General features: G+C 55.2%; 27 protein-coding genes. 15 read left to right on the top strand and 12 right to left on the bottom strand.

What is annotated here, in order from left to right; translation table 11 throughout:
• Nucleotides 1–3 precede the first annotated feature (3 nt).
• A complete protein-coding gene (gene yebF, locus AC1RKG_RS10565; protein ID WP_048760142.1) occupies nt 4–363 on the top strand; it encodes a protein YebF in 360 nt (119 codons plus the stop codon).
• A gap of 83 nt (nt 364–446) precedes the next feature.
• On the opposite strand, the gene AC1RKG_RS10570 is transcribed toward yebF, so the two are convergent.
• The 5 genes from AC1RKG_RS10570 to mdtH all read right to left on the bottom strand — a co-directional run bounded on the left by AC1RKG_RS10570 (nt 447) and on the right by mdtH (nt 5,150).
• Nucleotides 447–1,010, bottom strand: a complete 564-nt coding sequence (locus tag AC1RKG_RS10570) for a lipoprotein (RefSeq protein ID WP_020827287.1) — start codon at nt 1,008–1,010, stop codon at nt 447–449.
• A gap of 154 nt (nt 1,011–1,164) precedes the next feature.
• The gene (locus AC1RKG_RS10575; protein WP_493182963.1) at nt 1,165–2,805 is read right to left on the bottom strand and encodes an ABC1 kinase family protein; all 1,641 of its coding nucleotides are present in this window, start codon (nt 2,803–2,805) and stop codon (nt 1,165–1,167) included.
• A 27-nt stretch (nt 2,806–2,832) separates the two neighbouring features.
• Entirely contained in the window at nt 2,833–3,480 is a 648-nt protein-coding gene (gene grxB / locus AC1RKG_RS10580; protein WP_115058646.1) for a glutaredoxin 2, read from the bottom strand.
• A 129-nt stretch (nt 3,481–3,609) separates the two neighbouring features.
• Nucleotides 3,610–3,858, bottom strand: coding sequence for a hypothetical protein (locus tag AC1RKG_RS10585; protein ID WP_020827284.1), 249 nt, complete (start codon nt 3,856–3,858; stop codon nt 3,610–3,612).
• Nucleotides 3,859–3,944: 86 nt separating this feature from the next.
• The gene (gene mdtH, locus AC1RKG_RS10590) at nt 3,945–5,150 is read right to left on the bottom strand and encodes a multidrug efflux MFS transporter MdtH (RefSeq protein WP_258089558.1); all 1,206 of its coding nucleotides are present in this window, start codon (nt 5,148–5,150) and stop codon (nt 3,945–3,947) included.
• Between the two features lie 345 nt (nt 5,151–5,495).
• Here mdtH and rimJ point away from each other — a divergent pair, with 345 nt between their 5' ends.
• The 4 genes from rimJ to murJ all read left to right on the top strand — a co-directional run bounded on the left by rimJ (nt 5,496) and on the right by murJ (nt 9,304).
• Nucleotides 5,496–6,080, top strand: coding sequence for a ribosomal protein S5-alanine N-acetyltransferase (rimJ, locus tag AC1RKG_RS10595; protein ID WP_020827282.1), 585 nt, complete (start codon nt 5,496–5,498; stop codon nt 6,078–6,080).
• Between the two features lie 9 nt (nt 6,081–6,089).
• A complete protein-coding gene (locus tag AC1RKG_RS10600) occupies nt 6,090–6,734 on the top strand; it encodes a YceH family protein (protein ID WP_493182964.1) in 645 nt (214 codons plus the stop codon).
• On the top strand, nt 6,727–7,647 hold the full coding sequence (locus AC1RKG_RS10605; protein WP_493182965.1) for a Gfo/Idh/MocA family protein: 921 nt from the start codon (nt 6,727–6,729) through the stop codon (nt 7,645–7,647). Before AC1RKG_RS10600 ends, AC1RKG_RS10605 begins: the two co-directional genes overlap by 8 nt.
• Before the next feature lie 121 nt (nt 7,648–7,768).
• The gene (murJ, locus tag AC1RKG_RS10610) at nt 7,769–9,304 is read left to right on the top strand and encodes a murein biosynthesis integral membrane protein MurJ (protein ID WP_493182967.1); all 1,536 of its coding nucleotides are present in this window, start codon (nt 7,769–7,771) and stop codon (nt 9,302–9,304) included.
• Nucleotides 9,305–9,375: 71 nt separating this feature from the next.
• Here murJ and argS read toward each other — a convergent pair whose 3' ends face one another.
• Nucleotides 9,376–11,106, bottom strand: a complete 1,731-nt coding sequence (gene argS, locus AC1RKG_RS10615) for an arginine--tRNA ligase (protein WP_020827278.1) — start codon at nt 11,104–11,106, stop codon at nt 9,376–9,378.
• A gap of 918 nt (nt 11,107–12,024) precedes the next feature.
• Between argS and AC1RKG_RS10620 the strand changes: the two genes are divergently transcribed.
• Complete coding sequence (locus AC1RKG_RS10620; RefSeq protein WP_122079624.1) at nt 12,025–12,588, top strand: VOC family protein; 564 nt, start codon at nt 12,025–12,027, stop codon at nt 12,586–12,588.
• Here the strand turns inward: AC1RKG_RS10620 and AC1RKG_RS10625 are convergent.
• Nucleotides 12,585–13,736 (bottom strand): MalY/PatB family protein, encoded by a 1,152-nt coding sequence (locus tag AC1RKG_RS10625; protein ID WP_493182969.1) that lies wholly within the window; start codon nt 13,734–13,736, stop codon nt 12,585–12,587. The two genes, AC1RKG_RS10620 and AC1RKG_RS10625, sit on opposite strands and share 4 nt — an antisense overlap.
• A gap of 100 nt (nt 13,737–13,836) precedes the next feature.
• Between AC1RKG_RS10625 and cutC the strand changes: the two genes are divergently transcribed.
• On the top strand, nt 13,837–14,595 hold the full coding sequence (gene cutC / locus AC1RKG_RS10630) for a copper homeostasis protein CutC (protein ID WP_122079622.1): 759 nt from the start codon (nt 13,837–13,839) through the stop codon (nt 14,593–14,595).
• 356 nt (nt 14,596–14,951) lie between these two features.
• A complete protein-coding gene (locus AC1RKG_RS10635) occupies nt 14,952–15,449 on the top strand; it encodes a hypothetical protein (RefSeq protein WP_142815085.1) in 498 nt (165 codons plus the stop codon).
• Between the two features lie 51 nt (nt 15,450–15,500).
• Here AC1RKG_RS10635 and cmoB read toward each other — a convergent pair whose 3' ends face one another.
• From cmoB to AC1RKG_RS10660, 5 genes are all read right to left on the bottom strand, one after another.
• A complete protein-coding gene (gene cmoB / locus AC1RKG_RS10640) occupies nt 15,501–16,472 on the bottom strand; it encodes a tRNA 5-methoxyuridine(34)/uridine 5-oxyacetic acid(34) synthase CmoB (protein WP_020827272.1) in 972 nt (323 codons plus the stop codon).
• The gene (gene cmoA / locus AC1RKG_RS10645; protein ID WP_122079619.1) at nt 16,469–17,212 is read right to left on the bottom strand and encodes a carboxy-S-adenosyl-L-methionine synthase CmoA; all 744 of its coding nucleotides are present in this window, start codon (nt 17,210–17,212) and stop codon (nt 16,469–16,471) included. Before cmoA ends, cmoB begins: the two co-directional genes overlap by 4 nt.
• A gap of 102 nt (nt 17,213–17,314) precedes the next feature.
• On the bottom strand, nt 17,315–17,710 hold the full coding sequence (locus AC1RKG_RS10650) for an MAPEG family protein (protein WP_020827270.1): 396 nt from the start codon (nt 17,708–17,710) through the stop codon (nt 17,315–17,317).
• Between the two features lie 102 nt (nt 17,711–17,812).
• Nucleotides 17,813–18,628, bottom strand: coding sequence for a DUF72 domain-containing protein (locus AC1RKG_RS10655; protein ID WP_493182973.1), 816 nt, complete (start codon nt 18,626–18,628; stop codon nt 17,813–17,815).
• 74 nt (nt 18,629–18,702) lie between these two features.
• Entirely contained in the window at nt 18,703–19,281 is a 579-nt protein-coding gene (locus tag AC1RKG_RS10660; protein ID WP_116690313.1) for a hydrolase, read from the bottom strand.
• Nucleotides 19,282–19,522: 241 nt separating this feature from the next.
• Between AC1RKG_RS10660 and AC1RKG_RS10665 the strand changes: the two genes are divergently transcribed.
• The 7 genes from AC1RKG_RS10665 (at nt 19,523) to ruvB (ending at nt 25,407) form a co-directional block, all read left to right on the top strand.
• Nucleotides 19,523–19,711 carry an FmdB family zinc ribbon protein gene (locus AC1RKG_RS10665; protein WP_041415442.1) on the top strand — a complete coding sequence of 63 codons (189 nt, stop codon included), beginning with the start codon at nt 19,523–19,525 and terminating at the stop codon, nt 19,709–19,711.
• Nucleotides 19,712–19,913: 202 nt separating this feature from the next.
• Nucleotides 19,914–21,704: an aspartate--tRNA ligase gene (gene aspS, locus AC1RKG_RS10670; protein ID WP_020827266.1), complete on the top strand. Its 1,791-nt coding sequence runs from the start codon at nt 19,914–19,916 to the stop codon at nt 21,702–21,704.
• Nucleotides 21,704–22,150, top strand: a complete 447-nt coding sequence (gene nudB, locus AC1RKG_RS10675) for a dihydroneopterin triphosphate diphosphatase (protein ID WP_020827265.1) — start codon at nt 21,704–21,706, stop codon at nt 22,148–22,150. Before aspS ends, nudB begins: the two co-directional genes overlap by 1 nt.
• A gap of 19 nt (nt 22,151–22,169) precedes the next feature.
• Entirely contained in the window at nt 22,170–22,913 is a 744-nt protein-coding gene (locus AC1RKG_RS10680) for a YebC/PmpR family DNA-binding transcriptional regulator (RefSeq protein ID WP_020827264.1), read from the top strand.
• 73 nt (nt 22,914–22,986) lie between these two features.
• Nucleotides 22,987–23,508, top strand: coding sequence for a crossover junction endodeoxyribonuclease RuvC (ruvC, locus tag AC1RKG_RS10685; RefSeq protein ID WP_020827263.1), 522 nt, complete (start codon nt 22,987–22,989; stop codon nt 23,506–23,508).
• Nucleotides 23,509–23,767: 259 nt separating this feature from the next.
• Nucleotides 23,768–24,382, top strand: coding sequence for a Holliday junction branch migration protein RuvA (gene ruvA / locus AC1RKG_RS10690; protein WP_020827262.1), 615 nt, complete (start codon nt 23,768–23,770; stop codon nt 24,380–24,382).
• A 20-nt stretch (nt 24,383–24,402) separates the two neighbouring features.
• Nucleotides 24,403–25,407 carry a Holliday junction branch migration DNA helicase RuvB gene (gene ruvB, locus AC1RKG_RS10695; protein WP_020827261.1) on the top strand — a complete coding sequence of 335 codons (1,005 nt, stop codon included), beginning with the start codon at nt 24,403–24,405 and terminating at the stop codon, nt 25,405–25,407.
• The last annotated feature ends 39 nt before the right edge of the window (nt 25,408–25,446 follow it).

Here is a 25,446-nt window from a genome sequence, read left to right on the forward strand (position 1 = left end):
AATATGAAAGCAACGGGACTGAGTTTGGCCGTAGCACTGTTGGCCACGGTAGGTTTTACCACCACGGTGCAGGCGCAGGAACAACGCAGCGCGAAGGTGGCACAATGCGCGGGTCTGCAACCGGCAGACGTCGCCGCTCAGGTGAAACGCGATTACCTGCAGAACCGCATTACGCGCTGGGAGTCGGATAAAAAGCTGCTAGGTACCGCTACCCCGATAGCCTGGATCAGTCCGGAGGCGATTACCGGCAAGGACGCGGTATGGCAGGTGCCGTTAACGGTGCGGGGCACCAAGCTGGATAAAACCTACAATGTCACCCTCGACTGCAACGCCGGTAAAATCACCTACAGCGAACCGCAATAATCTCACCGTTTTCCGGCGTATTAACGTCTGAAAAATATCAAGCCCGCGTTAACAGCGGGCTTTTTGTTTTTTTAGTGTCAGCGTCAGTCGGTAAATGGAATAACCAGTTCACCTGGCTTCACTTCCAACCCTTTAGCCAGTTTCTTGGCCATGGCTTCTGTTTTACTGTTATCCGGGTTCAGCACATAGGCCGGCTTTTGATCGAAATAGGATTTCAGCGATTGATTCAGATAAGGGGTCAGGGCCTTCATCACCGTCTGCATTTTCTCCGGCTGCACGCTGTAGTCGGTTAACTCCATGTCTTTGAGGAACACCGCGCCTTGCTCGCGGTCATACACCGGCTGTGCCTTCAGCGTCAGCTTCAGGTCCGCGGTCTGCGGGCCCAGAATGGAAGTGATATTCACTTTCGCATCGCCGGAAAGGGTAACCTTGCCCGGTTCGCTACGCCCAATTTGGCTCTTTAGCTGAGTCAGCACGATATTGGCGTCCAACAGCCCTGGCACGCCGATCTGCTTCTGGTAATCGTTGTGCTTTTGCAGGTAATCATTCACTTCCTGCTCGCTGAGCGTGTACTGGGTCAGCTGATTGCAGCCGACCAATGCGCCGGCGAACAGCAGGGCGGCTGCGCCCATCAGGATCTTTTTCATGTGTGCCTCATAGCTACTGCCAACGAAAATGCTGCAGATTATTGATTTGTCATTATAAACGCTCGCTGTCTGCGAAGGAAACCGTTGATGTCAGCGAGCAGGGTGATAGTGCGCGTGAAATGCCTGGCTACCTATCGGATAACGCTGAAACTGTTCAGCGCCGCAGACGCAGTACCAGCAGCAAGACACCACCCAGGCAGGCCAGCGCGCCCAGCGCCGGAAACAGTGGAATACCCCACAACCGCAGGGAAGAGTGCATCAGATAGGGCGCCAGGCCCAACGCGAAGGCGGCGGTGACAATAGCAATGGCCAGCGTGATGGCGGCTCGCTCCAGTGCCTTGCTCAATTGATCAATATTCTTAACGTTGATATCGGCGCTGATTTTCCCGCCTTTGAGACGGCGCATCAGCAGCCGCAAGGTTTGCGGCAACTCTTCACTGGCGTCCAATGCCTCGCCGCCCAATGCCAGCATGCGCCGACGCACCGCCTCCGGAGTATAACGTTGCAGCATTACTTGCTGCAGCATAGGTTTCAGGGTGGCGATGATATCGAAATGGGGATCCAGCCGATGCAGCACGCCGTCGGCCGTGATTAATGCCTTGAACAGCAACACCAGGTCTGGCGGCAGTGCCAACTGATGCTCACGCACCATCACCAACAAATCGGTCAGCGCCTTGCCCAGCGTGAGAGTGGCAGAGGCCTGTTTATCGAGAAAGTTTTGCGCCGCCAACTCCAGATCCAGCAGATCCAAAGGATCGCTGTCCGACCAGGCGATCAAAGTGTTGACGATGCCGGCGGATTCTCGTTCGGCGATGGCCTGCAGCAACAGCAGCAATTGATTACGTCGCCGTTCGGAAAGCTGCCCGACCATACCGAAATCGATAAAGCCGACGCGATTATCCGCTAACGCCATTACGTTACCCGGATGCGGATCGGCATGATAAAGACGGTGCTCCAGCACCATTTTCATAAAGGCCTGTGCGCCGCGCTGAGCGAGTAATGGGCCATCTAATCCTGCCGCCGCCAGTTGCTGCGGATTTTCCGGTGCGATACCCGGTAGAAATTCCTGCACCAGCAGGCGCTGAGACGACCATTGCCAGTAAATCTTCGGAATGACCACGTTGGGCTGCTGGGCAAACTGTTGGGCGACCCGTTCGCAGTTGTTACCCTCGTGAGTCAAGTCCAGTTCATGCGTCAGCGCGGTTGCCAGGGCTCTGACCATCTGCCGCGGACGATAACGGGCCAGCGCCGGGCTCTGTTGTTCCACGGTTTCCGCCAGATAGGTCAGCAGGCGCAAGTCGGCTTGAATGGTTTTTGCCAGACCGGGACGTAACACCTTAATCACCACCGCTTCGCCGCTGTGCAGGCGGGCGCGGTAAATTTGTGCCATCGAGGCGGCGGCCAGCGGGCTTTCGTCAAATTCGGCGAACAGGCTGTGCGGGTCACCCTTCAAGTCTGCCCGGATCTGTGGTGCCAGTTGTTCCCACGAAAGGGTGCTTGCCTGACTGTGCAGACGGTCAAGTTCGTCGGTCCAGCTTGCGTCCAACAGATCTGAACGGGTAGCCAGGATCTGGCCGAACTTAACAAAGGTCGGCCCCAAGGCTTCCAGCGCCGCACGCAGGCGCTGCGGCAATGTTTGACCGTCTTGCCTTTCACTGCTGCCTTCAGCACCGCTTAACAGATTGCTCAGACCCAGCAGACGAATCACATCCTGCAATCCATAACGGATCAGCACGGTGGAGATTTCTTTCAGCCGTGCCCGATCGCGGGCAGTGACCAGCACCATTTTCAACATTTGCGCGCTATATCCTTATCGCGGGGGTTACTGTTCCATATCGAACAGCAGTGGGACGTCACTGCGTTGCGCCATACGGTTGCGATAAGCTTCTACGTTTTCCGGCAGCGTAAGTCCGGCGACGATCGACAGCGAACGCAGCAGGGGGAACAGGTGGATATCATCTTCCGACAGCGTGCCATTCACCGCGTCTGCGGAGACCACCAGGCCGGAAAGTGTTTGCAAGTCGTCCTCCAGTTGGGCAATCAGATCGGCACTGTCGGCAAGGTGCTCGGAAAAATCCCCGATCGAGGCCTGCTTTTTGTCGCTAAAGTACTGGCGTGCACTGTCAGTGGCGAACTCTTCGAAGTCGGCATTGGCAAAGCGCGGCAGCAGTAGGTTGATGCTGTAACCACCGACCCGTTGCAGCCAGTCGGCGATCGCCGGGTTGGTTTTACCGGTCAGCAGCGGCTTGCCGTCGAGGTTATCAACGTAATGCACGATATCCATGCTTTCAGGAAGATAGCTGCCGTCATCCTTTTGTAAAATCGGCGCCATTTTTTTGCCAATCATGCCGACAGGCGTCGCTTCATCGTCGTTGAGCAGGGTGACCAGGCGGACGGGCAGGTTTTTCAGGCCGAAAATCATGCGGGCTTTAACGCAGAATGGGCAATGATCGTAGATAAACAGTTTCATGCTTGCTCCGGTTGTCAGGTTTCAACAGCAATAGTTATCACAGCATACTGAGGCTGTCGCGAAAAGTTCTTGCTGGAAGGTGCGTAATTGTTGTTTGGCCCGTACAGACTGCGCGGGCCAAGGCAGAGATTATTTTTTTGTCGGAACGGAATTAATCACTTCTATCAAATGCATGCGTGCTTCTTCCAAATCGATTTTATCACGCTCGTTGCTGGCGTTGACAATCTGCAGCTGTTTGATGATGTCGCTCTTTAAAGTGGCATTGTCAGCGATGACGTGGGCCAGCGCTTTTTCTACCAATGTTGACCGCGCGTAGATCATGCGCAGGTTCAGTACCATGTGTTCCAACAGCTGCGGTAATTTGTCTTCTTCACTCATCGCCAACTTCTCCCGTTTATGTTTTTACTATCAGGATAGCAGCTGTGGGTAATTCGGCTGATTTTCTGGCAACTTAGAGAAAAATCTCAGCCGCCGGGCAGCGCTTCCGATGCGATGCTGCGTGGATTGAACTGCCAATAAAGGGCGAATAGGGTTATCAGTCCCACGATGCCAAGCAGTATCCAGGGCAGTTCCGGCATGCCAACCGCATGGCCGGTGTCGTACATCCAACCGCCGCCGGTATAACCCACAGCGCCGCCCAGCGCCAGACCAAGCCGGCTGAATCCCATATAACTGCCGCGTGCGCGCGGATCCGCTAGCGAAGCACTGAGGGTTTCACGCGCTGGTTCGGCGATGATGGAGCCGAGATAGAAACAGCAAATCAGGGTAAATACACCCTGAAGACTGGTAGCCAGCCCGACCGGGATCAGGCTGAGGGTCATCAGCAACAGCCCGGCCATCAGCCGCTGCTCCAGACGGAAACGTTTTTCGCTCCAGCGCGCGATCGGGTAGAGCAGTGACAGCGACAGTGCGGCCTCAATGGCATACATCCATTTCACCGCCGTCGGTGAACCAGCGATTTCATTGACGACGATCGGCAGCATCAACATCACCTGTACCGACAGCATGTAGTAACCGGTCAGGGTCAGTACATAGGTCAGGAAGCGGCGATCGCGCAGGACACGCATCATGCCTTCCTTCATGGGCGCGCGAATGGTGGATATTCGGTATGCCGGCAGCAACCAGGCATTCCAGCCCGCCGCTAGCACAAAAATGCCCGCGCCGACCCAGCAGACAAAGTGGAAATCATACTGCAGCAACCAACTGCCGATCAGGGCGCCGATGACCGCACCGGCGCTGTCTTGCATCATCAGCAGCGAGTAAAAACGGCCGCGTTCATGCGGGCGGGTAAGCTTAATCACCAATGCGGTACGCGGCGGATCAAACAGCGTGCCGCCGAGGGCGGATAGGGCACAGGAGAACCACAGTATCCAGGGTTGGTCGGCCATCGCCATGGTGGCGAAGCCTGCTGCGCGCATCAGCATGCCGGTGACAATCATCGGTTTGGCGCCGAATCGGTCGGCTATCGCGCCCCCAAAGATCCCCAGGCCTTGCTGGATCAACTGGCGTAAACCCAGCGCTGCGCCGACCACCACCGCCGCCCAGCCAAGCTGATCGACAAAGCGAATCGAAATAAGCGGGAAGACCACAAAAAAGCCTAAAACCACCAACAGATTATCGAGTAATAGAAAATATTTACCCAAGCTCCGCGCTTGCGATACCAGAGACATGCTTCACCACGAGCAATTAAGAGGGAGAGGAGTGCAACCGCTCTAGTGTGTACCCAATCCCGTATTGCCGATAGGGGCGGGATAGATAATATTTTTTTATCGTCAATACGTTACCTGCGCGGCAAAACGGCACGAAAATAGTCGTAAAATGACTAATCGCTTATTTACTGAGCTGCCGGGATTTTACCTCTGGGGCAGGCTGCGGTTATATTAAATGAGGGTAAGTGCGGTTCTGCGCCGATGGTTGAGAAATAATGGCTCAGAATAGGTTCGTCGCTGGATTATTGTCCAAACGTGCGCCCAATAAATACTTCTTATCGAACCGTTCTGACCGCGGGGGAAATGATGTTTGGCTACCGCTCTGCATCACCAAAAGTACGCCTCACCACCGACCGACTGGTTGTCCGTTTAGTGCATGAACGCGATGCCTACCGGCTGGCGGAATACTATGCCGAAAACCGAAGCTTCCTTAAACCCTGGGAACCGGTTCGGGATGAAAGCCACTGTTATCCTTCCGGCTGGCAAGCGCGGCTGGGGATGATCACCGAAATGCAAAAGCAGGGCAGCGCCTACTATTTTATCCTGCTCGATCCGGAAGAAAATGAAGTGCGCGGCGTGGCCAACTTCAGCAACGTGCTGCGCGGCTCATTCCATGCCTGTTTCCTCGGGTATTCTCTGGCCGAGAAATGGCAGGGCCAGGGGCTGATGTTTGAAGCGTTGCAGTCCTCCATCCGCTATATGCTGCGCCAGCAGCGTATGCACCGCATCATGGCCAACTATATGCCGCACAATCAGCGCAGCGGCGCACTGCTGACCCGCCTGGGATTCGAACGTGAGGGTTATGCCAAGGATTATCTGCTGATCGACGGGCAGTGGCAGGATCACGTACTGACAGCTTTAACCAATAAAGAATGGCTACCGCCACGCTGAGGCAAAATAATGAAATATGAATTAAGCGCTAAAGAAGCCAGGGTGATTGGCTGCATGCTGGAAAAGCAGGTGACCACCCCGGACCAGTATCCCCTTTCTCTCAATGCCATCACCCTGGCCTGCAATCAGAAAACCAACCGTGAACCGGTGATGGATCTTGCTGAAAACGAAGTTCAGCAGGTTCTCGATCTGCTGTTAAAGAAACACTTTTTGCGCACCCTGAGCGGTTTCGGCAATCGGGTGGTCAAATATGAACAGCGTTTTTGCAATTCAGAGTTTGGTCAGCTCAAGCTGAGCGCCGCTGAATTGGCGGTGATCGCCACTTTACTGCTGCGTGGCGCGCAAACCCCTGGGGAATTGCGTACCCGAACCAACCGCATGCATGAATTTAATGATGTTACCGAAGTGGAGCAGGTGCTGGAGCAACTGAGTGCGCGTGAGGATGGCCCCTTTGTGGTGCGGCTGGCGCGGGAGCCGGGCAAACGTGAAAGCCGGTTTATGCATTTGTTCAGCGGCCAGATTGACGAGGCACCTGCGGAAGCATCAACGGCCAATGACAGCGATTTACACGAGCGAGTGAGTACGCTGGAAAACGAAGTGGCGCAGCTTAAACAGCAAGTGCAGGCGTTATTGGAGCGGGGATCGCATGAGTAAATTACGCGTTGGCGTGGTGGGGTTGGGCGGTATTGCTCAAAAGGCTTATCTGCCGATCCTCAGCCAGGCGGCAGACTGGACGTTAGTCGGCGGTTTCTCTCCGAATCAGCAAAAGGCACAGCCCATTTGCGACAGTTATCGCATGGCCTGTTTTTCGGGGCTCGACAGCCTGGCGCAGCAGTGTGATGCGGTGTTCGTTCACAGCAGCACCGCCAGCCATTTTCAGGTGATTGGCGAGCTGCTGCGATATGGCGTTCACGTTTATGTCGACAAGCCGCTGGCGGAGACCGTGGAACAGGGCGAACAGCTACTGGCCCTGGCTGAAAAACAGGGCAAGGCGCTGATGGTTGGCTTTAACCGTCGCTTTGCACCGCTGTACCGTCAGTTGAAGCAGGATATGAACCAACCGGCGTCGATTCGTATGGATAAACATCGTGCCGACAGCGTCGGACCCAACGATGCGCGCTTTACCCTGCTGGACGATTACCTGCACGTGGTGGACACCGCACTGTGGTTGGGCGGCGACGCTGGGCAACGGCTTAGCGGTAGTCTGCGCATTAACGATGTCGGTGAGCTGGTTTATGCCGAACACTATTTTGAATGCGGAGAAACGCTGGTGACCACCAGTATGCATCGTCGGGCCGGCAGCCAGCGCGAAAGCGTACAGGCGGTAACGGACGGCGCAATCTATCAAGTAAACGATATGCGTCAGTGGCTGCGGGAAGATTCACAAGGCGTGCTGGAACAGCCGGCACCCGGTTGGCAAACCACGCTGGCGCAGCGCGGTTTTGACGGCGCGATCCGTCATTTCCTGGCCTCCGTCAGTAACCAAACGCTGCCGGAAACTGCCGGAGAGCAGGCGATCGCTGCCCAGCGGGTGATTGAACGCCTGTTGCGAGACGCCAATTTGTAACATAACTCCATGTAACATATGAGAGTAGCTATTCTGCGACGTACGGGTAAACTTAGCCGATAGTTTTACTGACGCCTGCTGATGCAGGCGTCGACATTTACAGGGCACATCAAAAAACCACATGAACCTACTAAAATCACTGGCAGCCGTCAGCTCTATGACGATGTTTTCACGGGTGCTGGGCTTTGCCCGTGACGCCATCGTGGCGCGGGTATTTGGTGCCGGTATGGCAACGGACGCCTTCTTCGTGGCGTTCAAACTGCCTAACCTGCTGCGGCGCATCTTCGCCGAGGGGGCCTTTTCGCAAGCCTTTGTCCCGATCCTGGCCGAATACAAAAGCCAGCAGGGAGAAGAAGCAACGCGTACCTTTATCGCTTACGTTTCCGGACTGCTGACGCTGGTGTTGGCCGTGGTGACGGTGTTGGGGATGCTGGCCGCCCCATGGGTGATTTACATTACCGCGCCGGGCTTTGTCGATTCGCCGGACAAATTCGCGTTGACCTCGTCGCTGCTGCGGGTGACCTTTCCGTATATTCTGCTGATCTCGCTGGCGTCATTGGTGGGGTCAATCCTTAATACCTGGAACCGTTTTTCGATCCCGGCGTTTGCGCCGACGTTGCTTAACGTCAGCATGATTGGGTTCGCGCTGTTTGCCGCACCTTACTTCAATCCACCGGTGATGGCGCTGGCCTGGGCGGTCGTCGTGGGCGGCGTGCTGCAATTGGGCTACCAGCTCCCGCATCTGAAGAAGATCGGCATGCTGGTGCTTCCGCGCCTCAAACTTGGTGACGCGGGCGTATGGCGAGTGATGCGTCAGATGGGGCCAGCCATTTTCGGCGTCTCGGTCAGCCAGATCTCACTGATCATCAATACCATTTTCGCCTCCTTCCTGGTCTCCGGTTCGGTGTCCTGGATGTACTATGCCGACCGCCTGATGGAATTCCCCTCCGGCGTACTGGGCGTGGCGCTGGGAACCATCCTGTTGCCGTCGCTGGCGAAAAGTTTTTCCAGCGGCAACCACGATGAATATTCGCGTTTGATGGATTGGGGGCTGCGCCTGTGCTTCCTGCTGGCGCTGCCGAGCGCCATAGCTCTGGGCATTCTGGCCAAGCCGCTGACCGTCTCTTTGTTCCAGTACGGCAAGTTCAACGCCTTCGATGCCGCCATGACCCAGCGTGCGCTGGTGGCCTATTCGGTGGGACTGATGGGATTGATCGTCGTGAAGGTGTTGGCGCCAGGGTTCTATTCGCGTCAGGACATTAAAACGCCGGTTAAGATTGCCATTATCACGTTGATCTTAACCCAGGTGATGAACCTGATGTTTATCGGTCCGTTAAAGCATGCGGGGCTTTCGCTGTCGATTGGTCTGGGAGCCTGTATTAACGCTTCGCTGCTGTATTGGCAGTTGCGCAAGCAGAAGATTTTCCACCCGCAACCGGGTTGGGCTCTGTTCCTGACTAAACTGGTGATTGCGGTGATCGTGATGTCGGTAGTATTGGTCGGGGTGATGTGGCTGATGCCTGCCTGGGATCAGGGCAATATGCTGGCGCGTCTGCTGCGTCTGACAGTGGTAGTGGTAGCAGGTATTGTGGCTTACTTCGGCGTATTGGCCGGCTTGGGTTTCCGTCCGCGCGATTTTGCTCGGCGAGTGGCGTAACTGGGCTTTCCCACTTTCAGAACATAAAAAGGGTCGCCTCGGCGACCCTTTTTCGTATTCAGCGTGATGACTTACATACGTTCGACGGTTTCGATACCCAGCGTATCCAGACCGATTTTCAGCGTTTTGGCGGTTAACAGTGCCAGCTTCAGGCGGCTCTGGCGCGCTTCTTCGCTGTCTGCATTCAGGATCTGGCAGTGCTCGTAGAAGCCGGAGAACAGGCCCGCAAGATCGTACAGGTAGCTACACATCACGTGCGGGGTACCTTCGCGCGCCACGGTGGTGATCACTTCTTCAAACTGTAGCAGGCGGGTCGCCAGCGCAATTTCGCGCTCTTCGGTCATCACCAGCGGCAGGGTCAGATTACTTTCGTCGACACCGGCACGTTTGAATACGGAAGCCACACGGGTATAAGCATATTGCATGTAAGGCGCGGTATTGCCTTCAAACGCCAGCATGTTGTCCCAGTCGAAGATATAGTCGGTGGTGCGGCTTTTCGACAGGTCGGCGTATTTAACCGCACCAATGCCTACGGCATTGGCCAGGCTTTGCATCTCTTCCGCTGGCATGTCCGGGTTTTTCTCGGCGATCAGCTTGCCTGCACGATCGACCGCTTCATCCAGCAGATCGGACAGTTTCACCGTGCCGCCTGAACGGGTTTTGAACGGCTTGCCGTCTTTACCCAGCATCATGCCGAACATGTGGTGTTCCAGCGAGAGGGAGTCTGGGATATAACCGGCTTTACGCACGATGGTCCAGGCCTGCATCAAATGTTGATGCTGGCGTGAGTCGATGTAGTAGAGCACGCGGTCGGCGCCCAGCGTTTCATAGCGGTATTTTGCACAGGCGATGTCGGTGGTGGTGTACAGGTAGCCGCCATCTTTCTTCTGGATAATGACACCCATAGGCTCGCCGTCTTTATTCTTGTATTCGTCGAGGAACACCACGGTGGCGCCTTCGCTTTCTACCGCCAGCCCCTTGGCCTTGAGATCGGCCACGATGCCCGGCAGCATCGCGTTGTACAGGCTTTCACCCATTACATCGTCTTCGGTCAGGGTGACGTTCAGGCGGTTATAGGTCAGCTGATTCTGCGCCATGGTGATGTCGACCAGCTTACGCCACATCTTCAGGCAGTATTGATCGCCGCCTTGCAGTTTTACCACGTAGGCACGGGCGCGTTCGGCGAACTCGGCGTCTTCATCATAGTGTTTCTTTGCTTCACGATAGAACTGCTCCAGATCGGACAGGCCCATATCGCTGGCGTTTTCGTTCTGCATTTTTTCCAGATAGGCAATCAGCATGCCGAACTGGGTACCCCAGTCACCCACGTGGTTGGCGCGGATCACTTTATGCCCCAGGAATTCCTGAGTGCGTGCCGCAGCATCACCGATAATGGTGGAGCGCAGGTGGCCGACGTGCATTTCTTTCGCCACGTTGGGCGCAGAGTAGTCAATCACGATGGTCTGCGGTTTGACGGGAGCAATGCCCAGTTTTGGCGCGCCAAGCACCAAATCAGTTTGCTGCGCGACCCAGTCGCTGTTCAGGAAGATATTGATAAAGCCTGGACCGGCAATTTCCACTTTGCTGGCGACGTCGCCGAGATCAAGCAGTTGCACCACTTTTTCCGCCAACTGGCGTGGCGGCATGCCGAGTTTCTTGGCAACGGACATCACGCCATTGGCCTGATAGTCGCCAAACTGCGCTTTTGCGGACTGACGGACCTGCGCTTCGCAATCGGCTGGCGCGCCTGCGGCAATCAGCGCCTGGCTGACTTTATCTGAAAGAAGAACCTGAATATTCACCGGGTTACCTTAATGACGAACGAGGGGCCGTATGCCATGCCCCTGCGGGATTCAAAGGTGGTTTTACTGGCCACGCGTCAACACGCCGACCCACCACAAAACAGCCTGTAATTGTAACCGATCTGATGGGTTACGTCAGCAGTTGGCGCGGGGGAAGGTGAAAGACGGCGTGATAAGGCATTGCATCGTGGCTGGCCCACGAAGGGGCGAGGAGAATGGGTCACGGAGCGGATAATTCAGACGGACAAAAAGAATAAGCTCATGGAAAAATCAAATAGCAAACTTAGTGTTTTTTGTTTCTGCGCCCAGCGTCCAGCGTATTATTGCGACGTGATTTGAAGTGACGGTATATCGCATAGGCGGCAATAATCACTAATAACAGGGATATTATTAAAAGGAACATAAAGGATCGTCTCCGGCTCAATTTTCACTAAAGTAGCCTAATTGATATTTTCACGCAATTACCCACGGGATGTTTAGGAAGATTCTCAGATTGCAAATAAAATAAATTTATATAAATCATTGTATTTATTGTTTTTTTTATTTTCACGTATTTTTTATGGCCTTTTTACTACGCTAGCGTTAACTATTTTTTAAGCATATATGAATACCAGAGCAGGTGAATTATCAGGCTTAATAAGTTAGTAATATTCTCAATCCGTCAATCATAAGAAAAAGCTATAAACTTATGCGTTAACTTTCATCTGAAATTGGATCTTGGCTGATGTCAAATGAAGCAGATAATAGCTTCTGCGTTAATACTCCTTTTGTACTTTGGCCGGACTTCACGGGAGGGCATTTTACCCTGCGCATTTTGAGGTTAAAAATTTCAGTTTCCCGGACCGGTCAGGTGGATAGCAACGTCTCAGGCGTGTAAATTACCCCCCTGAAAACCGCTTTTGTTGTTTCGAGGACCCTATGACTAGCTTTCCGGCCATTGCCGAACTTCACGATTTAGCGCTGGATCTGCCGCGTTTTGAGCAGGCGCTGAGCCAGTTTGCTGAAAAACTGCAGCTGGATCTGTCCCAGTTCACTGCAGACCACGTTTCGCTGCGCTGCCATCAAAACACTACCGCTGAACGCTGGCGACTGGGGTTAGAGCAGTGTGGTTCACTGCTGTCAGAGGCGATGATCAATGGCCGTCCGATTTGCCTGTTTGATCTTCAGCAGCCACTTAAGGTGGGGCCTTGGCAGATCGACTGCGTGGAGCTGCCTTATCCCGGAGACAAGCGCTATCCGCACGAAGGTTGGGAACACGTAGAGCTGGTGCTTAGCGGCGAACCGGCCACGCTTTATGCGCGTGCGTTGGCCCACTTGCCGGATGAAGCGCTGCTGGCTCCGGGCATCAAACTGAAACAAAGCTCACCAAAGGGAGAAGGCGAACGTTTACCGAATCCAACGCTGGCGATCACCGACGGCACCGTGACGATCAAATTCCATCCTTATTCCATCCGGGACATTGTCGCCAGCGAACAGGGTTAATTGGGCTGCAGCGAGCGGGTGGCCAGCAGCATGCGGTCTAGCGCCTGGCTGAGCAGTTCGCGCCGACAACCAAAATTCAACCGGACAAAGCGCCGGTTGCCAAAATCCAGACCCGGGCTTAATCCTACGCCGGCCTGTTCAAAGAAGGCGTGCGGGTTATCGACCGGCAGCTGGCTGCAGTCTATCCAGGCCAGATAGGTGGCTTCGATGGGCTGCAGTGCCAGCCCTGGCATGGCATTAATACGCTCGATCACCCAATCACGGTTTGCGCGTAGATAAACCAACAGTTCGTCCAGCCACTCTTGCCCATGTTGGTAAGCGGCCTGCGCAGCAACCAATGCGAGCACATCCACCTCCGGCACAATACCGCTGCGCGCAAGGACCAGCTTCTTGCGCAGCTCCGGGTTGGGAATAATTGCCATTGAGGCACCAAGACCGGCGATATTGAAGGTTTTTGACGGCGACATCAGCGTGACGCTGCGCTGGGCGGCATCATCATTCAACGTGGCGAAGGGGATGTGTTCACAACCCGGTTCAAGCAACAGATCGCAATGAATTTCATCTGAACAAACAACCAGATTATGGTTTTTGGCAAACTCATGCTGTTGCAACAGCTCTTGTCTGCGGTAGACGGTGCCGCCCGGGTTTTGCGGGTTGCACAGCATCAATAATCTCTCTGCACCGCTGAGCTGTGCTTCGACAGTGCTGAAATCCAATAGCCAGCGCCGGTCCTGCAGCATCAACGGCACCGGTAGCTGTGTGCGGCCAGAAAATTTCGCTGCTTTACGAAACGGCGGGTAGATTAGCGAGGGGGCCAGAGTGCCTTCTCCCTCGGTGGTAAAAGCCCGCACGCATAAATTCAGGCCGCAAACCAGGCCAGGCAGGAAAACCAGCCATTCAGGATTGATATGCCAGCCGTAGCGCTCTAGCATACGGCGGGTAAAAACCTCAATCAGCTCAGGGGAGGGATGACCGTAGCCGAATACGGCATGAGCGACGCGCTGCTGCAAGGCATCAATAATTGCCGGCGCTGACGGGAAGTCGGTATCGGCAACCCAGAGCGGAATAACGTCGCGGTCGCGATATTTATCCCACTTAACGCTGTCACTGTGACTGCGGTCTACCCATAGATCAAAATTGAATGCCATAGTTACTACCCTGAGCTGGCTTATGCTTACTATGAGCCTAAATGAGAAATTGAAAAATTAACAATGGCCGTCGCAAGTTAGCCGTCATCTGGGGGTGACAATGATTAAACTGGAAGTTTGCTGCTATAGCGTCGATTGCGCGCTGACGGCCGAGCGGGCAGGTGCCGATCGCATAGAGTTATGTGCCAGCCAAAGTGAGGGCGGCTTGACGCCAAGCTATGGCTCTTTACGTCTGGCACGCGACAGGATCGGTGTGCCGGTGCACCCTATTGTTCGTCCACGCGGTGGGGATTTTTGCTACGGTGCGGTGGATTTTGACGTGATCAAGCATGATATTGCCCAGATCCGCGATATGGGCTTTGCCGGTGTGGTGGTGGGCATGCTGGATGAAGAAGGGCATATCGATCTGCCGCGCATGCAAGAAGTGATGCGTTTGAGCGGTAATATGGCGGTGACGTTCCACCGCGCTTTCGACATGTGCCAAAATCCGCTGGTGGCGCTCGATCAACTGACGCAGTTGGGCGTGGCGCGGATACTCACCTCAGGCCAGCAGCAAAATGCGGAATTGGGATTGCCCTTACTGCGCGATCTGGTGCAGGCCAGCCAGGGACCGGTGATTATGGCTGGTGCCGGCGTGCGGCTCAGTAATCTGCACAAGTTTGTCGATATTGGTATTCAGGAGCTGCACAGCTCCTCTGGCCATGCGGTGCCTTCGACCATGCGCTATCGTAAAGCGGGTGTCACTATGTGTTCCGACAGCGAGTTTGACGAGTTCAGCCACTATTGCGTGGATGGCGAAATGGTAGAGGCGATGAAAAACTCGTTGGCTCTGGTTGATCCCCTGGCGCAAAGCGCCTAAAACGCATTGCTAACCCGCAAGCCCCGGTTTTCCTGCCGGGGCTTTTTTATTTCCATGATCCCCGACGACCTTGCCCTGTCAGCGCTGGCACTGATGGCGTCCAATGACGGCGCCATAACAAGTGCAATAACCTCTGTCGTCAGCCAGCTTGCATGGCTGCATAAAACACAGGGATTTGTACGGTTATGGAGGAGTCATGAAGTGTTATTTGATTTTGTTGTTGATGGCCTGTCTTGCATTGTCCGGCTGCGTCGCAGCTTATTACCGCTAAGGAGAGTGGCATGCGTTATCTGATGATTGTATCGCTGATTTGTTGTTTAAGCGCCTGTGCCTCTTTGTATTACAGGTGAATGGCGATGAGACGACTAACCGCTATCGCATTGCTGATGCTGACAGGTTGCGTGTCGGTGTATGGGCCGACAAAAGCCGGTAATCAACCTGCCGAGGGCACGACAGGTGATGCATCCGTTCCTTCGGCAGCCGATGACGGCAGCCTGATCGGTAACCGAAAACCGGATGAGCTGTTCACGCGCACCCTGGCCATTTTCAGCGCGAAAGGGATAACCCCAACGTTGACCGACAGTCGCCTTGGCGTTATCGGGGCTGCCGGGAGCGAGGCCGAACTGGCGGGGCTTTATCTGGATTGCACCGACCAGGCGACCCCGTCGAATCTGACGGAGGAATATCGAATACTGGCGCAGATTTATAGCGCCGGGGAGGGAAGTCATGTCATGGTGCAGGTTAGCGGGGTTGCCGGGCTGACGGCTGCGGATGGCAATGACAAAGTGAAACCCTTTGAATGCAAATCCAGCGGCGTGCTGGAAAAGGACTTGCTGGAGGCCTGGCGAAAATAACGGGCGTAACGTCATCACCCCGATAGGGACGAGGTGATGACGTTTTTCACTTTAGGGCTTCCTGGCTACCAGTACGGCACGCAAGGGCGCGGGGTAGCCTTCGACGGTTTTGCTCGGGTCTTGTGGATCAAGAAATTCGGCCAGTGACTCACTGGTCATCCAATCTGTGCGGCGTTGCTCTTCGGTGCTGGTGACGCACATGTCGGCGATTTTAACGTCGACGAAACCGCACTTCTCCAGCCAGCATTTCAATGCTTCGGCTGACGGAATAAAGTAGACGTTACGCATTTGCGCGTAGCGGTCACCGGGTACCAGAACCTGATGGCGATCGCCTTCCACCACCAGCGTTTCCAATACCAGCTCACCTTCGGAAACCAGTTGGTTTTTCAACTGATACAAATGGTCCAGCGGCGAGCGGCGATGGTACAGCACGCCCATCGAAAACACCGTGTCGAACGCCGCCAGCTCGGGCAGTTGCTCAATACCGAGCGGCAACAGGTGGGCGCGTTGATCGCCGCCCAACAGCTTACGCACCGCTTCGAATTGGCACAGGAACAGCTGCATCGGATCTATGCCCACCGCCAGATGCGCACCCGCGCCAACCATGCGCCACAGGTGATAACCGCTGCCGCAGCCGACGTCAAGAATGGTACGACCGGCCAGCGGTGAAATGTGCGGTAATACGCGATCCCACTTCCAGTCGGAATGCCATTCGGTGTCGATATCGATGCCATACAGTGAGAACGGGCCTTTGCGCCACGGCATCATGGTGCGCAGCATCTTTTCAATGCCTTCCAACTGGCCCGGCGACAAAGGGGGTTCCATCTCGGCACGGACGCCGTGCAACAAATCAAGCTGGGTGGGGGTCAGTGCCGGTAAATGTTCAACCGAATTAAACCACTGCTTGAATTTACCGTGTAGCGACTCGCGCTGCCAGGCGCTGAGCTGTGCCGGCAGGGTATCCAGCCAGTGGCTGAGGTTGCTTTTCGCGATGCGTTGATAAAAATCGCCAAACTCAATCATGCTGCGGCTCCCGCTTTCAACGCGATCAGTGAACCGAAGTTAAAACACTGGAACCAGACTTCCGCATGCTCAAAACCGGCCTGTTTCAGACGGGCTTTGTGGGCGTCCACGGAGTCAGTCAGCATGACGTTTTCCAGCATGCTGCGCTTCTGGCTGATTTCCAACTCGCTGTAACCGTTGGCACGTTTGAAATCGTGATGCATGTTGAACAGCAATTCGCCGACATCGGCATCTTCAAAGCTGAACTTCTCCGACAGTACCAGTGCGCCGCCTGGGCGCAGACCGCGGTAAACCTGTTCCAGCAGGCGCAGGCGGTCGGCGGGTTCGAGGAATTGCAGGGTAAAGTTCAGGACTACCATCGAGGCGTTTTCGATGTTGATATCAAGGATATCGGCTTCGATAACGTCTACCGGGGTGTCGGCGCGGAAGGCATCAATATGACGGCGGCAGCGCTCGACCATGGCCGGAGAGTTGTCGACGGCGATGATGTTGCAACCCGTCACCTTGATATTCCGCCGCATCGACAGCGTGGCTGCACCCAGCGAACATCCCAGGTCGTAAACCCGACTGTCGGGCTGCACGAAACGCTCGGCCAGCATGCCAATCATGGAAATGATATTGGAATAGCCTGGAACGGAACGCTGGATCATGTCGGGGAACACTTCAGCGACGCGTTCGTCGAAGGTCCAGTCGCCCAATTTGGCGATCGGGGCAGAAAAAAGAGTATCGCGGTTTGGCATAGCGGAAAATCGGTTCAGAATTCGAAGGGGCGTATTCTAACAGATAATGACAAAAAGCGCAGCGGAAGCAGGCGGCGTAGCCGCCTGAGGACGAACAGGGGATTAATGCAGGCTAAAAATAAGATCCCATGGCAGATAGAAAATATTGGCCAGTACCATTAACACCAGCGAAATGTAGGTGGCCGCCATGCCCGATCGACGCCAGCGCACCTCGCGGTTACGCAGACCGTAGTAATGCACCAAACGGCCGGCCATCAGCATCAGACCGCAAATATGGATCATCCATATTTCAGCGCCGTTCATCTCCATGATCACCAACAGCACTGCGGCGATAGGAATGTATTCTACGGCATTGCCGTGAACGCGGATTGCAGTTTGCAGCTCATAAAAACCGCCGTCCCCGTAGGCGACACGGTATTGCATCCTTAACCTAACCACGTCATAAGAGAGTTTGATCAACAACAATGCGCCGAGCACTACATAAAGCGCGCTTACCATTTTTAACTCCATTCCCTAACCAAAACTGGCAGCCAGCATCATAGCCGCCATTGCAATCACTGTCGCGAGGAAAAATCTGATGTAATTGGTCAGATTAATCGGTCAAAACAGCGCATCCTGCTCCGGCCAGTCCGGTGGAGGGGGTAAATTCGGAATAGCCTGATACAGCTGCTGCCAGATTTTCTGTGCCTGTTGGGGGGAATCACCATTATCCGGCGTATGTATAAACAGAAAAGGTTGGTGCTGTTGCTGCCAAACGGGCAATTTCTGCTGCCAGGCGTCAAACCAGCTCAGGTTATCTTGCAGCACATCGCCGCCGATGAAACGTACCAGCGGATTGTTGGCGGTGACCAGAGCATGCACCGGCAGCTTGGGCTTTTTCTGCTGGGCATCGCGGACGGCGGCGCTGTTGGGCAGGGCGTGATGCACCGGCCGGCTGTCGAGGATCACCCGGTTGATACCCCGCTGGTGTAACCCCTGATTCAGCAGCCGCTCTTCCTCGCCTTTGTCGAAAAACGCCGGATGCCGCACTTCCACGCCATAGGTAAACTCTTTCGGCAAAGCGTCGAAGAACTGCCACATCGCCGGTAATTCCGCCGGGCCGAACGCCGCAGGCAATTGCAGCCACAGCTGGCCTATGCGCTGATGCACCGGACCCAGGCAGTGGTAAAATGCCTGCAGATCGGCGGCGCAGTTACGCAGTGCAGCCTGATGGCTGACGGTGGCGGGGAACTTGAAACAGAAGCGAAAATCATCGGTGGTCATATCGCGCCAGCGCTGGACTATTTCCAGTTTGGGTAACGCGTAGAAGGTGGTATTGCCTTCCACGCAGTTAAAATAGCGGCTGTAATCCGCCAGATCGCGCAGCCCGATACGATTCCAGGCCGGGTGTTGCCACTGTGGGAGTCCGATATACATCAAGCTAGCATCTTCCTTAATTTTCCCTGCCAGTCAAAGGTGGGCGCAGCAGGCGGCGCCCCTACAAGTTAGCGTTACTGGTCGAGTGCGGCAACAATTTCGCGGGTGCTGCGAACACGCGCCAACCGCGGGAAGATATTATCGAAAGCAAACTGGTGCATTTCAGCATTTTGCGCACTGCAGAGATCTTCGGCTATCACTAACTCGTAGCCGTGTTCCCAGGCCGCGCGAGCCGTAGATTCCACGCCAATATTGGTGGAGATACCGCCCAGCACCACCGATTTAATGCCACGGCGACGCAGTTGCAAGTCAAGATCGGTGCCGTAAAACGCACCCCATTGGCGCTTGGTCACCAGAATGTCGCGGTCGCTCACCGCCAGGGATGCCGGGAATTCCCACCAGTTGGCAGGCAATCCGCCGGCAGGGGCGGGAGACGGTTTGTCCACCGGCTGTTTCAGCGCTTCGGCGAAAGAGTCGGACCAGCCGACGCGTACCAGGATCACCGGTGCCCCCAGCGAACGGAAATGTGCCGCCAACTGCGCGCCATTGGCCACCACGCTTTCGGCGCTGTGTGGGCCACCGGCGAAGGGCAGGATGCCGTTTTGCAAATCAATTAATACCAGTGCGGTGGTGTGAGCATCAAGTTTCAACATGGAAATATCTCGTGACAAGGTGGATGAAATACGCGCAGCTTGGATAGCGCGCTAAACAAGCATCGATTCAGGCTACGTGAAAAAAGCATCACCGGTTAATGAGAAATTTGTTAATCAATGTGTTACTTCGGGCAAAAACACACCATTTAGTGCTGCAACAAAGCTGTGTTCGCACTTATCTGGCGCATGAATTTCCTTTATAATGATCGCCTTTTTTCAGCTCACTTTACTCCAACGACCTATGCCGATTTATGAATATGCATGTGGTGCTTGCAGCCACCGGTTAGAGAAGTTGCAAAAATTTTCCGATGCGCCGCTGACGGATTGTCCGGCGTGTAGGCAGCCCGCGTTAACCAAGCTGATTTCTTCCACCGGTTTCCAGTTAAAGGGTACCGGTTGGTATGCAACCGACTTCAAACCGGGCAAGTAAATATACCCTATAGCTTTCGAGTTGCAGCCAGGCAGCCAGCTATCTCGCCTCTGGTGCCTACTTGAGTAAGTCACTGGGGTGAGAGAGTGCAGATAACAACGCTGCAACTTGAAAGATGACGGGTATTGAGTTCATCAGAAAACAGCCGCGTGGCAGGCGCCAAAAGCCCGCGCGGCATCGGCTTAAGCCAAAAGGATAGCGTATGCGTACTGAATATTGCGGGCAGTTGAATCTGTCTCACGTGGGCCAGGAAGTCACTTTGTGTGGTTGGGTCAACCGTCGTCGCGATCTGGGCGGCCTGATCTTTATTGATATGCGCGACCGCGAAGGCATCGTGCAGGTGTTCTTCGATCCGGACCAGAAGGCCGCGTTCGACAAGGCGTACGACCTGCGCAATGAATTCTGCATCCAGATCGTCGGCACCGTGCGTGCCCGTCCGGACAGCCAGATCAATAAAGATATGGCTACCGGTGAAGTAGAAGTGTTCGCCCATGCACTGGAGATCATCAACCGCTCCGAGCCACTGCCGCTGGATTCCAACCAGGTCAACACCGAAGAAGCGCGCCTGAAATACCGCTACCTGGATCTGCGTCGCCCGGAAATGGCCGATCGCCTGAAAACCCGTGCCAAAATCACCAGCTTTGTGCGCCGCTTTATGGATAGCCACGGTTTCCTCGATATCGAAACCCCGATGCTGACCAAGGCCACGCCGGAAGGCGCCCGTGACTATCTGGTCCCGAGCCGCGTACATAAAGGCAAGTTTTATGCGTTGCCACAGTCGCCGCAGCTGTTTAAACAGCTGTTGATGATGTCCGGTTTCGACCGCTACTACCAAATCGTCAAATGCTTCCGCGACGAAGACCTGCGTGCGGACCGTCAGCCTGAATTTACCCAGATCGACGTGGAAACTTCTTTCATGACCGCCGATCAGGTGCGTGAAGTGATGGAGAAACTGGCGCGTGAACTGTGGCTGGACGTGAAGGGCGTAGATCTGGGTGATTTCCCGGTTATGACCTTCGAAGAAGCCATGCGTCGCTATGGCTCGGACAAGCCGGACCTGCGTAACCCACTGGAGCTGGTGGACGTTGCCGATCTGGTGAAGGATGTGGAATTCAAGGTGTTCTCCGGCCCGGCTAACGATGCCAAAGGCCGCGTTGCCGCGATCTGTGTACCAGGTGGTGCGCAGCTGACCCGTAAGCTGATCGATGAGTACGGCGCTTTCGTTAACATCTATGGTGCCAAAGGCCTGGCCTGGCTGAAGGTCAATGACCGCGCCGCCGGCATGGAAGGCGTACAGAGCCCGATTGCTAAATTCCTCAGCGCAGAAGTGCTGGAAGCAATTCTGGCGCGTACCAACGCGCAGAGCGGCGACATTCTGTTCTTCGGCGCCGACAGCTTCAAGATTGTCACCGATGCGATGGGCGCGCTGCGTCTGAAGCTGGGCCGCGATTTGGAACTGACCAAGCTGGACAGCTGGGCACCGCTGTGGGTCGTGGACTTCCCGATGTTCGAAGAAGACGGCGAAGGTGGTCTGGCAGCGATGCACCACCCGTTCACCGCACCGCGCGACATGAGCCCGGAAGAGCTGGCCAACACGCCAATCAATGCCATCGCCAACGCCTACGACATGGTGATTAACGGCTACGAAGTGGGTGGCGGTTCCGTGCGTATTCACCGTAGCGAAATGCAGCAGACGGTATTCAGCATTCTGGGTATTAACGAACACGAGCAACGCGAAAAATTCGGTTTCCTGTTGGACGCGTTGAAGTACGGTACGCCGCCGCACGCCGGTTTGGCCTTCGGTCTGGACCGTCTGGTGATGCTGTTGACCGGCACCGACAACATTCGTGACGTGATCGCCTTCCCGAAAACCACCGCTGCGGCCTGCTTGATGACCGAAGCACCAAGCTTCGCGAACCCGGCGTCGCTGCAGGAGCTGGCAATCAGCGTGGTAAAGAAAGCGACTGACGATTCAAATGTAGAGAACCAGTAATGAACTACAAGCGTCCCGAGTCTATTCTGGTAGTGATTTATGCCAAATCCAGTGGTCGGGTGCTGATGTTACAGCGGCGCGATGATACCGAATTCTGGCAGTCGGTGACCGGCAGCCTGGAGGAAGATGAGTCGCCGCCGCATGCCGCACGGCGTGAGGTCATGGAAGAAGTCGGCATCGATATCGAAGCAGAGAAACTGCCGTTGTTCGATTGCCAGCGCTGTGTGGAGTTTGAACTCTTTGTCCATTTGCGACATCGCTATGCCCCGGGAACCACGCGCAATAAAGAGCACTGGTTCTGTCTGGCTTTGCCTGAAGAGCGCGATCCGGTGATTACCGAGCATCACGCCTACCAGTGGCTTGAGGCGGCGGAAGCCGTGAAGTTGACCAAGTCCTGGAGCAATCAGCAGGCGATTGAAGAGTTTGTGATTAATTCAGTCCAGTAATTTTTTTCGGAGATTTTTTATGGCAGGTCATAGTAAGTGGGCCAACACAAAGCACCGTAAAGCAGCGCAGGATTCCAAGCGCGGTAAAATTTTCACCAAAATTATTCGCGAGCTGGTGACCGCCGCGAAACTGGGCGGTGGCGATCCGGGGGCTAACCCGCGTCTGCGTGCGGCGATCGACAAGGCGCTGTCCAACAACATGACGCGCGACACCCTGAACCGTGCCATCGCGCGTGGGGTAGGCGGTGATGATGATACCAATATGGAAACCATCATTTATGAAGGCTACGGCCCGGGCGGCACTGCCGTCATGATCGAGTGCCTGAGTGACAACCGCAACCGTACCGTGGCGGAAGTGCGTCATGCCTTCACCAAGTGTGGCGGTAACCTCGGCACCGACGGCTCCGTGGCTTACCTGTTCACCAAGAAGGGCGTGATCACTTACGCAGCGGGCCTGGATGAAGACGTGGTGATGGAAGCTGCGCTGGAAGCCGGCGCTGAAGATATCGTCAGCTACGACGATGGCGTTATCGACGTCTTCACCGCCTGGGAAAACCTGGGTGAAGTGAAAGACGCGCTGACCGCTGCCGGTTTCACCGCCGAATCGGCAGAAGTTTCCATGATCCCATCGACCAAAGCCGATATGGATGAAGAAACCGCGCCTAAGCTGCTGCGCCTGATCGACATGCTGGAAGACTGCGACGACGTGCAGGAGGTTTACCACAACGGTGAGATCTCCGACGAGGTTGCTGCGACGCTGTAATGGGGTTGAAGTACGGCGCTGTCTTGTGGCAGCGCCTGGCGAAGTTAATGCTTAACGCAAGGTGGGTGTAGGGATGACGATCATACTCGGTATCGATCCCGGATCGCGCGTCACCGGTTACGGCCTGATTCGTCAGCAGGGCCGCCAGTTGAGCTATATTGCCAGCGGTTGTATTCGTACCGTAGTGGATGACATGCCGACGCGCTTAAAGCTGATTTATGCGGGCGTCAGTGAAATCATTACCCAGTTTAAACCAGACTTTTTCGCTATTGAACAGGTGTTTATGGCGAAAAACCCGGATTCGGCGCTCAAGCTTGGGCAGGCGCGCGGCGTGGCTATTGTTGCTGCCGTGAACCAGAATTTGGAAGTGTTTGAGTATGCGGCACGTCAGGTTAAACAAACGGTGGTCGGTACCGGCGCGGCCGAAAAAGCACAGGTGCAGCATATGGTGCGCTCGCTGCTTAAGCTGTCGGCCAATCCTCAGGCCGATGCCGCCGATGCGCTGGCGATCGCCATTACCCACTGTCACCTCAGCCAAAACGTGCTGCGGATGAGCGAAGGGCGATTGAACCTGGCGCGTGGACGTTTAAAGTAACGCTTAATCAGTTCCGAGGCTGGATATTCATCCAGCCTTAGTTTGATAACAAACACCCGAAAAGCGTGGTTTTCGGATGTTTGGGGTAAACCTGTAGACATCATCCTTTGTTTTTATTAGCACTCAGATCGCTGATGTTAAATATAGAGGATTTTGTCAGCAGTATGAGGCTGGATATTCATCCAGCCTTTTTTATGTTATAAGCTTTAGCAGCACGGCATGGCAGAAGGTCATGCTCAGGAATTCAGCAGGAGGGTAAATGATAGGTCGTCTCAGAGGTTATATTCTGGAAAAGCAACCGCCACTGGTATTACTGGAGGCAAACGGCGTGGGCTATGAAGTGCATATGCCGATGACCTGCTTTTATGAACTGCCCGAGCTGGGGCAAGAGGCTATCGTGTTTACCCAATTTGTGGTGCGCGAAGATGCCCAACTGCTGTATGGCTTCAACGATAAACAAGAGCGCGCGCTGTTTCGCGAACTGATTAAAGTGAACGGCGTTGGCCCTAAGCTGGCGCTGGCCATTCTGTCCGGCATGTCAGCGCAGCAGTTTGTCAGCGCGGTTGAGCGTGAAGAGATCACGTCGCTGATAAAATTGCCGGGCGTAGGCAAGAAAACCGCAGAGCGCCTGGTGGTCGAAATGAAAGACCGCTTCAAAGGGCTTAATGGCGATCTGTTCAACAGCAGCAGTGAAATCACGCTTCCTGCCACAGCGGCGAAGGCGGCCGAACTGGATGCGGAAGCCGAAGCGGCCTCTGCGCTGGTGGCGCTGGGCTACAAACCGCAGGAGGCCAGTCGCATGGTCAGTAAAATCGCCAAGCCGGGTGCAGATTGCGAAACCCTGATCCGCGACGCGCTGCGTGCCGCGCTGTAAGCGCCGATAAGGGGTAGAGAATGATTGAAGCCGATCGCCTGATTTCTGCCGAGCCGATCAATGAAGAAGAAATTCTTGATCGCGCCATCCGGCCGAAGCTGCTGACGGAGTATGTCGGTCAGCCGCATGTCCGCGAGCAGATGGAAATCTTTATCCAGGCTGCCAAGCAGCGTGGCGACGCTCTGGACCATTTGCTGATCTTCGGCCCGCCCGGGTTAGGGAAAACCACGCTGGCCAACATCGTTGCCAATGAAATGGGCGTTAACCTGCGCACCACCTCCGGGCCGGTGCTGGAAAAGGCGGGCGATCTGGCGGCGATGCTGACCAACCTGGAACCGCACGACGTCCTTTTTATCGATGAAATCCACCGTCTGTCTCCGGTAGTGGAAGAAGTGCTGTATCCGGCGATGGAAGATTACCAACTGGATATCATGATCGGTGAAGGCCCGGCAGCACGCTCGATCAAACTCGATTTGCCGCCGTTCACGCTGGTGGGGGCAACCACCCGCGCCGGTTCCCTGACTTCGCCACTGCGCGATCGCTTCGGCATTGTGCAGCGTCTGGAGTTTTATCAGGTTGCCGATCTGCAGCACATCGTTTCACGCAGCGCTAACTGTCTGGGGCTGGATCTGTCGGACGAGGGCGCACATGAAGTGGCTCGCCGTGCGCGCGGTACACCGCGTATCGCCAACCGTTTGCTGCGTCGGGTACGCGATTTTGCCGAAGTCCGCGCCAATGGCGTGATCAATGGCGAGGTGGCGATGCAGGCGCTGGATATGTTGAACGTTGACGCCGAAGGCTTCGATTACATGGACCGCAAGCTGTTGTTGGCGATAATCGACAAGTTCACCGGCGGCCCTGTGGGCCTGGACAACCTGGCGGCAGCGATCGGCGAGGAAAGGGAAACTATCGAGGACGTGATCGAGCCGTTTCTGATCCAGCAAGGTTTCATCCAGCGCACGCCGCGCGGGCGCATGGCCACCAATCATGCCTATAAGCACTTTGGCATGGTGCGCGAAGAGTAAATATTACGCCGTAATCCGCATTAAAAAGGGCCGCTAATT

It is taken from the genome of Serratia sp. GW822-FHT06D09 (genome assembly GCF_058799515.1).